A 14364-nucleotide genomic window follows, 5' to 3' on the forward strand; every position below is an offset into this window, starting at 1 on the left:
ATATAAAATGTATGAATTTTTACTACACGAACCCTTAGCAAATAAAAATTCCAAACACAATCACGAAGATCACTCCCATGAACATCATCACGCTGATGCAAGAAGTATGGATAAGAAAATATTAAAAATTTCTCTTTTGATGACCTTCTCAATGATGTTGGTTCAATTTGTATATTCTTTACTTTCTAATTCTCTTGCACTTTTAAGTGATACTTTACATATGTTTTCAGATGTTTTTGCCCTAACACTTAGCTTTTTAGCTATCATCGCTATAGAAAAATGGCAGGATCATCAAAAGACTTTTGGTTATTTTCGCTTAGAAATTTTGGTCGCATTTATCAATGCTTTAACCATCATTTTATCTGCGATTTTTATTATCTATGAAGCCATAGAAAAACTTATAAATCCAAGCAGTATTGATGCTAAAACTATGATAATTGTAGCTGTTTTAGGTTTTTTGGTAAATGCTATAAATGCTTTTATGATGTTTAGAGGTGCAAATTTAGAAAATGTCAATATGAAATCAGCCTTTTTACATATGATGAGCGATTTGTTGGGTTCTTTGGTGGTGATTATAGGTGGTATTGCTGTATATTTTAGCGGCATAGTTTATATAGATACGATTTTAGCTATTATTTTATCGCTCTTACTTTTAAGATGGTCTGTAACGCTTCTTAAGCAAAGTGTAAATGTTTTACTTGAAACTTCTCCTGTGGATATAGAAGAGGTAAAACAAGCTTTGCTTTTAAATTCTAAAGTAGAAGAGGTGATTGATTTACATATCACGCAAATTACCAATAAAATGTTAGTAGCTTCTATGCATTTACGAGTTAATATCGATGATTTAAAAGAATTTGAACAATTATCCTATGATTTATCGCATGATTTGTTGCACCGATTTGAAATAGGGCATATTACCATTCAACCTTTAAGGAGTAAAAATGAAATTTAAAGTTGCAAATATCAATTGTCAAAATTGCGCAAATTTGATTAAAAATTCTTTAGAAGATATTTTTGGAGAGATCAAGATAGATCTTGATGCAAATCCACGCACGCTAAGTTTAAATTTAGATAATTCAAGAGAAGAAGAGTTTAAAAAAGAACTCAGTGAGCTTGGTTTTGAAGTTTTAGAAAAGATTGAATAATGCAAGAATTTCGTGTAAAAATAGGTAAAATGACTTGCGTAAATTGCTCCAATGCCATAGAGCGCGCTTGCAAGAAAATACAAGGAGTGAGTGATGCAAGTGTTTCTTATGTGAATTCTAGCGGAGTGTTTTTGCTCGAAGATGAAGCAAGGAGTCAAGATGTGGTTAAAAAAATTCAAAATCTTGGCTTTGAAATTTTAGAAAATGAGCAAAATTTGGAAGAATACCGCAAAAAAGAACTCATTGCTTTGCGTAAAAATTTGCTTTTAAGTATAGTTTTAAGTGCTTTGATTATGTATTTTGAGATGTTTGATACAAGCTTTTTAAGCCAAAATATGCAAATGCTTCTAAGCTTTTTTGCAATTTTTTATTGCGGCAGGACTTTTTTCTCTCATGCGATTAAGGGTTTAAAAAATTGGAATTTAGATATGAATACTCTAATCGCTTTAGGCTGTATCAGTGCTTTTACTTACTCTTTTTGTATATATTTAAATCTTTTTGAAGATGAAAAGCATCTTTATTTTAGCGGTGCAGCTATGATTATAAGTTTTGTGCTTTTGGGTAAATTTTTAGAGACAAATGCTAAATTTAAGGCTTTAAATTATCAAAAAAGACTCAATGAAATTGATATAAAAAAGGCCAAAATTTTAAACGAAGCAGGAGAGCTTAGCGAAATTCCAAGTGCTTTTGTTAAAAATGGAGATATTATAGTAGTAAGCGAGGGTGAAAGCGTAGTAGTTGATGGGGTGGTGATTCAAGGTAAGGCCGAGATTGATACGAGTTTTTTAAGTGGAGAATTTTTGCCTAGTAGCGTAAGGGTTGATGATGAGATAAAAGCAGGTTCTATACTTTTAAATGGAAATTTGCATATAAAAGCAAGTAAAAAAGCTATGGATAGTACTTTAGAGCAGATTAAAGATCTTGTCTTTAAAGCAGGAAATATCAAAACTCCTTTAGAAAATTCAGTCGATAAAATTTCTAGATATTTTGTCATTACAATTATCGCTTTTGCCTTGGCAGTTTTTGTATTTTGGAGCTTTAAAGCAGGTGTAAGCGAGGCTTTTTTACACGCTTGCGCAGTTCTTTTAATCTCTTGTCCTTGCGCCTTAGGGCTTGCAACTCCTATCGCTTTAATCACCGCTCAAGGTGCGGCGATGAAAAATTTTATCTTGATTAAAAACCCTGCTGCTTTAGAAAATTTAAATAAAATCAAGACAGCTTTTTTTGATAAAACAGGCACTTTAACGCAAAACAATCTAGAGCTTTTTAGGCATAATTTAAATGCTAAAGATTTTCAAATGCTAGCCTTAATCGAAAGTTCAAGTTCTCATCCTATCGCTAAGGCTATCTTTAAAGCTTCTAAGATAAAAGATCAAATTTTAAAAGGAAGTAGTGAAATTTTTATAGGCAAGGGTGTAAAATACACAGAAGAAAATGAAGAATACTTGCTAGGAAATTTAAAATTCATGCAAGAGAGCGGGGTGAAAAATTTAGAAAAGGCAGATGAATTTTTACAAGGCTTAAAAGAAGAAGCCTTAATTTGTGTGTATTTTTCTAAAAATGGTGAGTGCTTGGGGGTGCTTACTTTAAAAAATACCCTAAAAGAAGGAGCTAAAGAGCTTATAGAGGATTTTAAAAAGCAAAAAATTCAAAGCATTATTTTAAGCGGAGATAATGAAAAAAGCGTACAGGGTGTCGCAAATTTATTGGGTATTGTTGATTTTAAGGCAGGATTATTGCCTGAAGAAAAATTGCAAATCATTAAAGAACATAAGCAAAATTCACTTTTTGTAGGAGATGGGATTAACGATGCGGCTGCTTTAAATTTGGCGAGTGTGAGTATGAGTTTTAAAGAAGGAAGTGATTTGGCTAAAAATGCTGGAGATTTTATACTTATGAAAGATGATTTAAGGCTTATTTCTTGGTGTTTTAAGCTTGCCAAAAAGACAAAAAATATTATCAAACTCAATCTTTTCTGGGCATTTTTTTATAATATTCTTTGTATTCCCGTAGCTGCAGGCTTTGTGCCTTTTATCACTTTAAGCCCTCATTTAGCAGCGCTTGCGATGTGTTTTAGCTCACTTTGTGTAGTGCTTAATTCTCTAAGGCTTAGAAAAGTCTAAACCTTAGAGTTTTAGTTTTCTATTTTGGGTTCTCCAAAATATTCTCTTAAAGCTTCTTTTGTATCCTCTTGAGGATCAAATTTCTTTGCCCCTTGTTTTAGCTCATTAAAAGAAGAGTGAAGATCTATTTTTTTAGGACTTTGCGCTTCATTATTTTGTTGAGGTAGTTCTTGGGTTAAGGATTGTAATTTGCTCTCATCTATAATGATTGCTTTTTGTACAGCAATTTTAGCATTGGAACCAAAATGATTTCTAAAAAGTTCTTGGATCAGTTTAAAGCCCTTATTAAGCTTATCACGATTGCTTCCTTGTGCGTTTGAGCCAATAGTCAAAATTTCATTTTCATAACTTATAAATTGAGTGCTTTGTTTAAAACATTCTCCAAGTTCATAATCCCTATCGTAGATTTTTTCAAGTAAAATTTCATACGCATTTTTAATCGGTGAAGATTTTTGAATTTCTACTGCTATAGGGGTTTTTATTTCTTGTTTTTCTGGATTAGAATTTGTATTTGTGAGGTTTTTTTGAATTTCGTTAATTTGCGTATCGATTTCTTTTAAATGACTTGCTTCCATCATCATAAAAGCCATCACGCAAAGTGTAAAGCCATCATCATCGCAGATAAGATTTTTTGCCCTTGCTAGGATACGGAAAAATCTTTCATAAATGAGAGTTGAAAATTCACTACTTTTTGCAAAAAAACTTTCTTTTAAATAAAAAAGCATTTCATCGATCACACTCGAGGCTTCGTAGTCTTTAAGCTCTTCTAAAAAATCAAAAACTCTATCCTTATTTTTTGTTAAAATGGCATGGTAAAATTCCTTGATTTTAGCAGGGTCTAAAAAGCCTAACATATCAGTAATCTTGCTCGTACTTATATCGTTTTGGCAAAAGATAATAGCTTGATCAAGCAAGGTAAGAGTATCTCTTAAAGAGCCGTTTCCACTTCTTGCGACAAATTTCAAGGCTTCTTCTTCAAATTTGACATTTTCTTTGTTTAAAATTTCTTTTAAATGATTTAAAATTTCATTTTGCGGAATTTGCTTGAAGCGAAAATGTTGCGTCCTTGAAAGCACGGTAGCGGGCAATTTTAAAGGATCGGTGGTTGCTAGGATAAATTTTACATAGCTTGGAGGCTCTTCTAGTGTTTTTAAAAGTGCATTAGCAGCTTGAGGTGTTAGCATATGTACTTCATCGATGATAAAGATTTTAAATCTTGCCATAGAAGGGGTGTATTTGGTTTGCTCAATAAGAGCTTGTATGTCTTCTAGCCCACGATTGCTAGCAGCGTCCATTTCTATGATGTCTATATGTTTGCCTTCGAGTGCAGCAAGGCATTGTTTACAAGTTCCACAAGGAGTATCGCTTGGGCCATTATCACAAACTAGGGCTCTAGAAAAAATTCTAGCACTTGAGGTTTTACCGCTTCCGCGTAAGCCTGAAAAGAGATAAGCATGAGCTAAGCGATTGTGATTTAATGCATATTTTAAGCTCGTGCTGACTGTTTTTTGTCCTATGAGTTCATCAAAGGTTTTAGGTCTGTATTTAATCGCTAAGGCTTGAAGCATTTTTACTCATTCATAATAGATAAAAGTTCTACATTGTCTTTAGTTTTTAACATTTTTGAATAAAGGAATTTAAGCGCTTCAATATCATCCATTTGAGAAATCGCCGAGCGAATAGCCCAAATTTTTTGTAGCTCTGCCACTCCTTGTAAAAGTTCTTCTTTTCGAGTTCCGGACTTGATGATATTAATCGCAGGATAAATTCTTCTATCTGAAATATTTCTATCTAAGACTATTTCGCTATTACCCGTTCCTTTAAATTCTTCAAAGATCACATCATCCATTCTCGAACCTGTGTCAATAAGTGCAGTTGCTACTATGGTCAAAGATCCGCCATTTTCTATGTTTCTTGCTGCACCAAAAAAGCGTTTAGGTTTATGAAGTGCATTAGCATCCACCCCACCACTTAATACCTTTCCACTGCTTGGAGTTGCGGTGTTATAAGCTCTAGCAAGCCTTGTGATACTGTCTAGTAAAATGATAACATCTTTGCCTGTTTCCACCATTCTTTTTGCTTTTTCGATAACAAGCTCTGCTACGCGAACATGGTTGTAAGCAGGCAAATCAAAAGTAGAGCTAAACACTTCACCCTTTACACATCTTTGCATATCAGTAACCTCTTCAGGTCTTTCATCGACTAAAAGAACGATTAAATGCATTTCAGGATGATTTTTAGCAATCGCACTTGCTAGCTCTTTCATAAGTTCTGTTTTACCCGTTCTTGGCGGTGCTACGATGAGTCCGCGTTGTCCTTTACCTATAGGGGTAAAAAGATCTAAAATTCTTCCAGTTAATTTCATAGCATCGTATTCGAGTTTGATTTTTTCTGTTGGAAAAATAGGAGTGAGGTTGTCAAATAAAGGTCTTTCTTTAGCTTCTTGCAAAGGCAAATAATTAATCGCTTCTATTTTCAAAAGAGCATAGTATTTTTCTTGATCCTTAGGCTCTCTAACTTGTCCAGTTACTATATCGCCTACGCGCAGGGCAAATTTGCGAATTTGTGAGTTTGAAACATAAGCGTCATTGACACTATCGCTTAAATTTGAATCCATACCCCTTAAAAAGCCATAACCTTCTGAAGAAATTTCTAAAATTCCTGTGAAAAGGATAAAGCCACCCTTTTTGGTTTGAGCTTTTAAAATTTCAAAAATAAGTTCTTGACGACGAAATTCTCTAGGATTTTCTATCTCGCATTCATTAGCTATTTTAACTAGATTTTCTAAGTCAAGCAATTTTAAATCTTCAATTTTATAACCCTCCACTGGAATGTGGGTTCTTTGATGTTGTTTTTTTTCTTTTTCCATAAGTCCTCGCAAGAAAGCAGTAATTTTGTAGCAAATTAAAACCGTGATTTTAGTAAAAAAATATACTTTTTGTCAAATTTGTCTATAATTATAAAAAATATTTTTTTAAAGAATGATTATGAAATGTGAACATTGTAGATTAGATTATCAAAAATCTCAAATGATAGAAGCTAAGGGTAAATTTTTTTGTTGTAGGGGCTGTTTGAGCGTTTGGGAAATTTTACATGAAAGTGGCTTAGATGAATTTTACGAAAGATTGGGCAATAATGCACTAAAGCCAGTTAGCTTGGAATTTTCTAACAAAAATTATGATGAGTTTATCACCAAAACCAAAGAGGGTTTTAGTGAAATTTATCTCATGATACACGGCATAGAATGCTCTGCTTGTGTTTGGCTTAATGAGAGAGTTTTAACTAAACAAGAAGGAATTTTGGAGTTAGATATCAATCACCTTTCGCATAAAGCACGCATTGTTTTTGATGAGCAAAGTGTTTCTTTGGCGCAAATTTTAAATCTTATTGAAAGCATAGGATATAAAGCCAGTGCTTATGATCCGTCTAAAAATTCCAAAAAGGCGGATTTGATCAAGCGCGAATTTTATTCTAAACTCATAGTTGCCATTGCTTGTGTGATGAATATCATGTGGATAGCAGTAGCAAAATATGCGGGATTTTTTAGCGGTATGGATAGGGATATTAAAGATATTTTAAATTTTGCTGAATTTATCCTTTGCTCTCCTGTGCTTTTTTATACGGGTTCGAATTTTTATAAAAGCGCTTTTAAAGCCCTAAAAATGCGTAGTTTAAATATGGATAGCTTGGTTATAAGCGGAGCAAGCTTGGCTTATGGATACTCTTTATGGGCGATGTTTTTTAGAGTGGGTGAGGTGTATTTTGATTCTGTGGCTATGATTATTTGTTTTGTTTTTATAGGCAAGTATCTTGAAATGTTTAGTAAAAAACGCGCTTTGGATACAGTAGATGGCTTAAATGATTTTTTACAAAATGAAGTTTTGGTTTTTAATGGCAAAGATTTTGAGCCTAAAGATGTTCAAAAGGTCAATATCGGAGATAGAATTTTACTTAAAAGCGGGGATAAAATTCTCATAGATGGAATTTGTAAAAAGGGTGAAGCAAGTATCGACACTTCTTCTTTAAGTGGTGAAAATGAGCCTTGTTTTGTAGGTGTAGGTGGCATTGTAAATTCAGCTTGTATTGTGCTAGATGGAAGTATAGAATACGAAGCAAGCAAGCTTTATAAGGATTCTAAATTAAATCAAATCATAAGACTTTTGGAATTTGCTAGTACTAAAAAAGCTAGGCTTGAAAGCTTGGTTTCTCAAATTTCTGCTTATTTTTCTCGCACCATTTTAACTCTTGCCTTGCTTTGTTTTTTCTTTTGGCTGTTTTATCATAAAGAAAGTGTTGAAATTTCACTTGTTCATGCAATTTCTGTTTTAATCATCGCTTGTCCTTGTGCTCTAGCTTTAGCTACTCCAGTAAGCAATCTTATCGCTTTAGGTCAGGCTTTAAAAAGAGCGATTTTATTTAAGGATTCTAGTGTGGTTGAAAAACTTTCAAAATGCGATATAGCGGTATTTGATAAAACAGGAGTCCTTACTCAAACCCAATTAAAAATAGCTGAAGTTTTTTTAGATGAAAAACTAAATTTAGATGAGTTTTATAGCTTTGTATCGCTTTCAAATCATCCTATCGCTAAAAGTGTAGCGCAGTTTTTACAAGATAAAAACGCAAAGCTTTTAAATTTGGATTTTAAGGGTTTGAGCAATATCCAAGCAAAGGGCATCAAGGCTTATCTTGATAATGCTTTATTTTTGGGCGGAAGTTCGAAATTTTTAGAAGATAATGGGATAAAATGCAAAAAAGAATTTAATAATTCTCATTTTATCTTTGCGCGCGATAATGAAATTCTTGCTTATTTTGAATTTTCAAGCGTGCTAAGAGAGGGCGCTAAAGAGCTTATATCTTATCTTAAGCAAGCTAAGATTGATACGATGATTTTAAGTGGAGATAATGAAAAAGCGGTTGAAAAAATTGCTAAAGAATTAGGAATTTCTTCTTTTTATGCATCTTGCTTGCCTCAAGATAAAATGCAAGCAATTGAAAATTTAAGCCATAAGAAAAAAGTTTTATTTGTGGGCGATGGAGTCAATGATGCCTTGGCTTTAAAATATGCTGCTGTGGCAATATCTTTGCGCGAGGGGAGTGATTTGGCGATTGAAAATAGCGATATTTTGCTTTTGAAAAATGATTTGCTTTCTTTAAAATATGCCATTAAGCTTTCTAAGGATACTTATAAAATTATCAAGCAAAATTTAATTCTTTCTTTAGCTTACAATGCTTTTACCATACCTTTGGCATTTTTAGGTTTAATTAATCCTTTAATCGCAGCACTTTCTATGTCTTTTAGTAGTATAATGGTGATTTTAAACGCTTTGAGGATAAAAAATGAATAGTGTAATCATGATGATGATAGGGGTTTCAATACTGGGTTTTTTTATTATACTGGCTACTTTGCTTTGGGGGATAAGGACTAAACAATTTGATGATGATTATAAATTTACTACTTTAAATGATGATGAAGATGCTTTGCGTGATGCTATAGAATTAGAAAAAAGAAAAAAGGAAGCTTTAAAAAAGAGAAAATAAAGGCTTTCTAAAATTTGAAAGCCTTAAAATTATAAAGTTTCAATATAAGCTTCAATAGCTTTGAAATCTTCTTCAGTTAAACCTTTAAGGTTGATTTTCATGATCGCACCTTGTCCATAGGCATTTCTTTTACCTTCTGAGTATTCTTTCATATATTGAAGTCTTTCAGCTGAAGAGATGCTTTTTAATGCTGGAACTTTGTTTAGATAAACTTTATCTGCTTTTGCACCGTGACATACTGCGCATTTTTTAAAAAGTGTAGCTCCATCTGCAGCGAAAGCTGATACACCAAGACATGCTAAAGCAGAAACTACTAGTAATTTTTTCATTATATTCTCCTTGAAAAGTTTTAATACACAATAATTATATATTTTTAACTTTAACATTTTTCTTAAAAATATCAAAATGTTTATTTTCTTTAATTTGAATTATATTATAATATACCCATGAAAAGAAAAGCGTTATTTTTAGATAGAGATGGCATTATAAATATAGATAAAAAATATGTCTATAAAATTCAGGATTTTGAATTTTGTGATGGAATTTTTGAGCTTTGTAGATATTTTTTGGCACAAAAATACTTGCTTTTTGTTGCTACAAATCAATCAGGCATTGCAAGAGGGTATTATACCCAAGAAGATTTTTTGAAGCTTTGTGGTTTTATGCTTGATGAATTTATGAAAGAAAATATAAAAATTGATAAAATTTATCATTGTCCTCATTTAGAGGGTTGTGAGTGTCGCAAACCTAAAGCAGGAATGCTTTTAAAAGCTAAGGAAGAATTTGATATAGATATGGATAATTCTATTTTTATAGGGGATAATATTAGCGATATGCAAGCTGGAAAAAACGCACAAATTGGCACTTTGTGTTTGGTAAATGAAGAAGAAAAAGAAGGTGATTTTTTTAGACAATTTAAAAATTTAAATGAACTTTTAGATTTTTTCAAAAAAAAGGAAGATAGATGAAAATAGCAATCACAGGAGGCGCAGGTTTTATAGGCTCACAACTTGCCTTAAATTTACAAGATGAGCATGAAATTTTAATCATCGATAAAATGCGTAGTTATGAGACTTTTGAAAATGGAAATTTGCAAAGTTTTGGACATTTTAAAAATTTACTCGATTTTAATGGCGAACTTTTTGTGGGCGATATTAATGATGAAAAGGTTTTAAGAAAAATCGAAGATTTTAAACCCGAAGTGATTTTTCATCAAGCAGCGATTTCAGATACAACAGTTTTTGATCAAACTAAGGTTTTACAGACTAATCTTAACACTTTTAAAGATTTTATAGAGCTCAGCATAAAACTTCACGCAAAGCTTGTTTATGCTAGCTCAGCTTCTGTTTATGGTGATGCAAAAAGTCCACAAACCGTAGGTAAGGATGAAGAACCTAAAAATCCTTACGCATTTTCCAAATTTATGATGGATAAGCTAGCTAAAAAATACTACGATAAAGCCCATTTGGTAGGACTTAGATATTTTAATGTTTATGGTAAAGGTGAATTTTATAAAAACAAAACCGCTTCGATGGTGGTGCAGTTTGCTCATCAAATTTTAGCCGGAAAAAATCCGCGTTTATTTGAGGGAAGTGATCAAATTTTTAGAGATTTTACTTATATTAAAGATGTTATCAGTGCAAATAAAATCGCTCTTGAATCAAAATGCGGGGTTTATAATGTAGGAAGTGGAGTAGCAAGAAGCTTTCAAGATATAGTAGATATTTTACAAAAAGAACTTCATACAAATTTAACTTGCGAGTATATCCCTAATCCTTATGCAAAATCTTATCAATTTCATACTCAAGCAAAATTAGATGAAACTTGGGACTATAAGCCAAAATTCAGTTTAGAAGAGGGTATAAAGGATTATTTAGAAGAAATCAAAAGACTTTTTGAAAAGGAAGTAAATGCTTGAATTTTTAAGTGAGCAAAATCCAAAAATTCTTATTATAGGGGATTTTATGGTGGATAATTACACTTGGTGTGATTGTTCGCGTATAAGCCCTGAAGCTCCTGTTTTAGTAGCAAAAACATTAAAAGAAGATAAAAGACTAGGTGGAGCGGCAAATGTTTATGCAAATTTAAAAAGTCTAGGAGCAGATGTTTTTGCACTTGGTGTCGTGGGTGATGATGAGAGTGGGAAATTTCTAAAAGAAAATTTAAAAGGGGAATTTTTAATCCAAAAAGGACGCAAAACCCCTTTTAAAAATCGTATTATGGCGCACAATCAGCAAGTTTTAAGACTTGATGAAGAGGATACGAGTGCGATTTTACTAGAAGATGAGCTTGTAGAATTGTTTAATAAAAGAATTAGCAATTTCAAAGCTGTGGTTTTAAGCGATTATGCAAAAGGAGTTTTAACACCTAAAGTCTGCAAAGCTTTTATCCAAAAAGCAAATGAACTAAATATACCTATCTTAATCGATCCTAAAGGAAATGATTTTAGCAAATACAGCGGTGCAACACTTTTAACACCCAATAAAAAAGAAGCTCTAGAAGCTTTGAAATTTGAGAATTTAGAGGGTGAAAATTTAGAAAAAGGTATTAAAAAATTAAAAGAAGATTTTAGTTTGCGTTATTCTATCATCACGCTTTCAGAAGCAGGGATTGCTCTTTTTGATGAGAATTTGCGCATAGCTCCTGCTAGGGCTTTAGAAGTTTATGATGTAACCGGAGCAGGTGATAGCGTCATCGCTGTTTTGGCTTTTTGTTTGGCTAGCGGAGTGGAAATTTTTAAAGCTTGTGAGATCGCAAATGAAGCAGCGGCTATCGTAGTGAGTAAAATAGGCAGCGTGAGTGTGAGCTTTGATGAGATGAAAAGCTTTAAACGCGTAGGTTTTGAAAAAAAGATCAAGACTAAAGAAGAGCTTTTAAAGATTTTAGAGCAAGGTGATAAAAAGATCGTTTTTACAAATGGTTGTTTTGATATCGTGCATTTTGGACATATAAAATATCTTGAAAAAGCAAAAAGATTGGGCGATATTTTAATCGTGGGCTTAAACTCTGATAAAAGCGTAAAAAGGCTCAAGGGCGAAGATCGTCCTGTAAATTCAGAATTTCAAAGAGCTTGCATGCTTGCGGCTTTTTATTTTGTGGATTTTGTAGTGATTTTTGATGAGGATACACCTTTAGAGCTTATAAGCTTTTTAAAGCCTGATATTTTAGTAAAAGGAGCTGATTATAAAGACAAGCTTGTAGTGGGTTCAAATTTGGTTTCAAGAGTTGAATTGATCGATTTTGAAGAGGGTTTTAGTACAAGTAAGATTATAGAAAAAATCAAGGATAAAAAATGATAAATTTAGTAGAAAAAGAATGGCAAGAGCATCAAAAAGTTGCCGAGGCAAGTGAAATTTTAAAAGGGCAAATCGCAAAAGTAGGCGAGCTTTTGTGTGAGTGTTTAAAAAAAGGTGGAAAAATTTTAATTTGTGGAAATGGTGGGAGTGCTGCGGATTCTCAACATTTTGCAGCGGAGCTTAGTGGCAGATATAAAAAAGAACGCAAAGCTTTAGCGGGCATAGCTTTGACAACAGACACTTCAGCACTTAGCGCCATAGGCAATGATTATGGATTTGAGTTTGTTTTTTCAAGACAAGTAGAAGCTTTGGGAAGTGAAAATGATATTTTAATAGGCATTTCAACCAGTGGAAAAAGTCCTAATGTCTTAGAAGCATTTAAAAAAGCTAAAGAATTAAATATGCTTTGCTTGGGGCTTAGTGGCAAAGGAGGTGGAAAGATGAATGAGCTTTGCGATCATAATCTTGTTGTGCCAAGCGATGATACAGCTAGAATTCAAGAAATGCATATCTTAATCATACATACACTTTGTCAGATAGTAGATGAGAGCTTTTGATGAAGGCATTTATCATTAATTTAGAGCGTTCTTTAGATAGAAAAGAGTACATGCAAAGGCAAATTCAAAAACTTTTTGAAAAGAACCCTGATCTAAAAAATAAGCTAGAATTTATTTTCTTTAAAGCCGTTGATGCTAAAAATAAAGAATATTTAGATTTTAAACAACATTTTCCTTGGTGGGCTTCTTGGGCTTTAGGTAGAGAGCTTAGCGATGGAGAAAAGGCTTGTTTTGCTAGCCATTATAAACTTTGGCAAGAATGCGTAAAAATTGATGAGCCTATAATCATCCTAGAAGATGATGTGGAATTTAGCGATGAATTTTTAAATAATGGGGAAGAATACATAGAAGAATTATCAAAGAGTGAGTATGAATATGTAAGATTTTGTTATTTGTTTGATAAGAAATTTTATCCTTTAAACAACAACTATCTTTTAAGTTTTGAAAAACTTGCAGGAACTCAAGGTTATATATTGAAAGCAAGTGCTGCAAAGAAATTTATAAAATACGCTAAGCGGTGGATTTATCCTGTGGATGATTATATGGATATGTTTTATAAACATAAGGTATTAAATATTGTGAAAAAACCTTTATTGTTAAAGCATGATTGTGGATTGGAAAGTATGATTTCTCAAGCTGGACGTCTTTTTATCAAGCCTAGGCTTTATAAAAAAATTATTAGAGAAATTTTTAGACTTTATAGAGATGTTTCAAGATTGCTCTATGTTTTTTATATTAAGAAAAAATTAAATCTTAAGTAAAATTTCGGATTGCTTCTAAAATTTTTTCCGGTTTTAAATCTTTCATGCACCGATGATGTTTTAAAGGACAGGTTTTTTGCATACAAGGCATACAAGCTAAATTTAGATGTACTAATTTTGCATTTTGATTTTGCCAAGGTGAGGTTTGGGTAAATTTAGTAGGCCCAAAGATAGCTATGGTTTTTGTTTTATAAGCGGCAGCTATGTGCATAGGACCGCTATCATTTGTGATGAAGATATCGCAAATTGCGATATTTTGACAAAGCATTTTGATGGTGGTTTTATTGCAAAGATTTTTTACCCTGACATTTTTTTCTTTTAATATATGAAAAATTTCATCGCAGAGCTCTTGTTCTGCCTTGCCTGCTCCAAAAATCAAAATTTCATGAGTTTTGCTAAAATTTAAAGCAACTTGTGCAAAATAACTCGCATCCCATCTTTTAGCACTTCCAAAACTTGCTCCAGGATTTAAGCCTAGGATTTTTTTGCCATTTTTTAAAACAATAGGATTTTGAAATTTTAATCTAAAAGGGAGTTTTAAATCCTTAGAATGAGCTTTGATATCTAGTGAATTTTCTATAAAATAAAGATATTTTAAAACCTGATGTTCTTCTTTGAAATTATACTTGTTAAAAAAATATCTTTTTTTTGCTTTCAGGATGTGCAAAATGATCTTGGAAGAAAGGGCTGATCTAAAAGAAAGGGCTAGATCTATTTTTCCAAGTTTTTTACGCAAAGATAGGGCTTGCTTGTAGCGTGATTTTTTATTTTCTACAATGATTTTAGCATTAGGAAATTCTTTAAAAAGTGCTGTGGATACAAAAGATCCATAAAGGATAAATTCAGCGTTTTTAAAATGATGATAAACTCCATATAAAGCAGATGAAGCCATAACCGCATCGCCTAGCCAAGTGGGAAGATGGATAAAAATTTTCATAGATTTC

Annotated in this window: 14 protein-coding genes; 10 read left to right on the forward strand and 4 right to left on the reverse strand. The window is 32.5% G+C overall.

The window, feature by feature from the left end; translation table 11 throughout:
- Positions 1–7 precede the first annotated feature (7 nt).
- From czcD to AAID94_03160, 3 genes are read left to right on the forward strand one after another with little or no spacing between them, the layout of a single operon-like run.
- The gene (gene czcD / locus AAID94_03150; protein XAK24529.1) at positions 8–952 is read left to right on the forward strand and encodes a CDF family cation-efflux transporter CzcD; all 945 of its coding nucleotides are present in this window, start codon (positions 8–10) and stop codon (positions 950–952) included.
- Positions 942–1145 (forward strand): heavy-metal-associated domain-containing protein, encoded by a 204-nt coding sequence (locus AAID94_03155; protein XAK24530.1) that lies wholly within the window; start codon positions 942–944, stop codon positions 1143–1145. The genes czcD and AAID94_03155 overlap by 11 nt, the downstream gene beginning before the upstream one ends.
- Positions 1145–3268, forward strand: a complete 2124-nt coding sequence (locus AAID94_03160) for a cation-translocating P-type ATPase (GenBank protein XAK24531.1) — start codon at positions 1145–1147, stop codon at positions 3266–3268. The genes AAID94_03155 and AAID94_03160 overlap by 1 nt, the downstream gene beginning before the upstream one ends.
- Positions 3269–3279: 11 nt before the next feature.
- Here the strand turns inward: AAID94_03160 and AAID94_03165 are convergent, their stop codons facing one another.
- A complete protein-coding gene (locus AAID94_03165) occupies positions 3280–4836 on the reverse strand; it encodes a DNA polymerase III subunit gamma/tau (GenBank protein ID XAK24532.1) in 1557 nt (518 codons plus the stop codon).
- 2 nt (positions 4837–4838) lie between these two features.
- Positions 4839–6137, reverse strand: a complete 1299-nt coding sequence (gene rho / locus AAID94_03170; GenBank protein ID XAK24533.1) for a transcription termination factor Rho — start codon at positions 6135–6137, stop codon at positions 4839–4841.
- Positions 6138–6249: 112 nt separating this feature from the next.
- Between rho and AAID94_03175 the strand changes: the two genes are divergently transcribed.
- Together AAID94_03175 and AAID94_03180 are read left to right on the forward strand one after the other, a co-directional pair.
- Entirely contained in the window at positions 6250–8613 is a 2364-nt protein-coding gene (locus AAID94_03175) for a heavy metal translocating P-type ATPase metal-binding domain-containing protein (GenBank protein XAK24534.1), read from the forward strand.
- On the forward strand, positions 8606–8806 hold the full coding sequence (locus AAID94_03180) for a cbb3-type cytochrome oxidase assembly protein (GenBank protein XAK24535.1): 201 nt from the start codon (positions 8606–8608) through the stop codon (positions 8804–8806). Before AAID94_03175 ends, AAID94_03180 begins: the two co-directional genes overlap by 8 nt.
- Before the next feature lie 29 nt (positions 8807–8835).
- Here the strand turns inward: AAID94_03180 and AAID94_03185 are convergent, their stop codons facing one another.
- Positions 8836–9135: a cytochrome c gene (locus AAID94_03185; protein ID XAK24536.1), complete on the reverse strand. Its 300-nt coding sequence runs from the start codon at positions 9133–9135 to the stop codon at positions 8836–8838.
- A 117-nt stretch (positions 9136–9252) separates the two neighbouring features.
- Between AAID94_03185 and AAID94_03190 the strand changes: the two genes are divergently transcribed.
- The 5 genes from AAID94_03190 to AAID94_03210 are packed head-to-tail and all read left to right on the forward strand — an operon-like array spanning position 9253 to position 13420.
- Positions 9253–9774, forward strand: a complete 522-nt coding sequence (locus AAID94_03190; protein XAK24537.1) for an HAD family hydrolase — start codon at positions 9253–9255, stop codon at positions 9772–9774.
- Positions 9771–10724, forward strand: a complete 954-nt coding sequence (gene rfaD / locus AAID94_03195) for an ADP-glyceromanno-heptose 6-epimerase (protein XAK24538.1) — start codon at positions 9771–9773, stop codon at positions 10722–10724. Before AAID94_03190 ends, rfaD begins: the two co-directional genes overlap by 4 nt.
- Positions 10717–12102 carry a D-glycero-beta-D-manno-heptose-7-phosphate kinase gene (gene rfaE1 / locus AAID94_03200; protein XAK24539.1) on the forward strand — a complete coding sequence of 462 codons (1386 nt, stop codon included), beginning with the start codon at positions 10717–10719 and terminating at the stop codon, positions 12100–12102. The genes rfaD and rfaE1 overlap by 8 nt, the downstream gene beginning before the upstream one ends.
- The gene (gene gmhA / locus AAID94_03205; GenBank protein XAK24540.1) at positions 12099–12659 is read left to right on the forward strand and encodes a D-sedoheptulose 7-phosphate isomerase; all 561 of its coding nucleotides are present in this window, start codon (positions 12099–12101) and stop codon (positions 12657–12659) included. Before rfaE1 ends, gmhA begins: the two co-directional genes overlap by 4 nt.
- On the forward strand, positions 12659–13420 hold the full coding sequence (locus tag AAID94_03210; GenBank protein XAK24541.1) for a glycosyltransferase family 25 protein: 762 nt from the start codon (positions 12659–12661) through the stop codon (positions 13418–13420). Before gmhA ends, AAID94_03210 begins: the two co-directional genes overlap by 1 nt.
- Here the strand turns inward: AAID94_03210 and waaF are convergent.
- Complete coding sequence (gene waaF, locus AAID94_03215) at positions 13413–14357, reverse strand: lipopolysaccharide heptosyltransferase II (protein XAK24542.1); 945 nt, start codon at positions 14355–14357, stop codon at positions 13413–13415. The two genes, AAID94_03210 and waaF, sit on opposite strands and share 8 nt — an antisense overlap.
- Positions 14358–14364 lie beyond the last annotated feature (7 nt).

It is taken from the genome of Campylobacter coli, assembly GCA_039516895.1.
Taxonomy (GTDB): domain Bacteria; phylum Campylobacterota; class Campylobacteria; order Campylobacterales; family Campylobacteraceae; genus Campylobacter_D; species Campylobacter_D coli_B.

Coding starts and splice junctions, on each gene's coding strand:
- czcD (XAK24529.1), top strand. CDS start 8: ATGTATGAATTTTTACTACACGAACCCTTAGCAAATAAAAATTCCAAA.
- AAID94_03155 (XAK24530.1), top strand. CDS start 942: ATGAAATTTAAAGTTGCAAATATCAATTGTCAAAATTGCGCAAATTTG.
- AAID94_03160 (XAK24531.1), top strand. CDS start 1,145: ATGCAAGAATTTCGTGTAAAAATAGGTAAAATGACTTGCGTAAATTGC.
- AAID94_03165 (XAK24532.1), bottom strand. CDS start 4,836: ATGCTTCAAGCCTTAGCGATTAAATACAGACCTAAAACCTTTGATGAA.
- rho (XAK24533.1), bottom strand. CDS start 6,137: ATGGAAAAAGAAAAAAAACAACATCAAAGAACCCACATTCCAGTGGAG.
- AAID94_03175 (XAK24534.1), top strand. CDS start 6,250: ATGATTATGAAATGTGAACATTGTAGATTAGATTATCAAAAATCTCAA.
- AAID94_03180 (XAK24535.1), top strand. CDS start 8,606: ATGAATAGTGTAATCATGATGATGATAGGGGTTTCAATACTGGGTTTT.
- AAID94_03185 (XAK24536.1), bottom strand. CDS start 9,135: ATGAAAAAATTACTAGTAGTTTCTGCTTTAGCATGTCTTGGTGTATCA.
- AAID94_03190 (XAK24537.1), top strand. CDS start 9,253: ATGAAAAGAAAAGCGTTATTTTTAGATAGAGATGGCATTATAAATATA.
- rfaD (XAK24538.1), top strand. CDS start 9,771: ATGAAAATAGCAATCACAGGAGGCGCAGGTTTTATAGGCTCACAACTT.
- rfaE1 (XAK24539.1), top strand. CDS start 10,717: ATGCTTGAATTTTTAAGTGAGCAAAATCCAAAAATTCTTATTATAGGG.
- gmhA (XAK24540.1), top strand. CDS start 12,099: ATGATAAATTTAGTAGAAAAAGAATGGCAAGAGCATCAAAAAGTTGCC.
- AAID94_03210 (XAK24541.1), top strand. CDS start 12,659: ATGAAGGCATTTATCATTAATTTAGAGCGTTCTTTAGATAGAAAAGAG.
- waaF (XAK24542.1), bottom strand. CDS start 14,357: ATGAAAATTTTTATCCATCTTCCCACTTGGCTAGGCGATGCGGTTATG.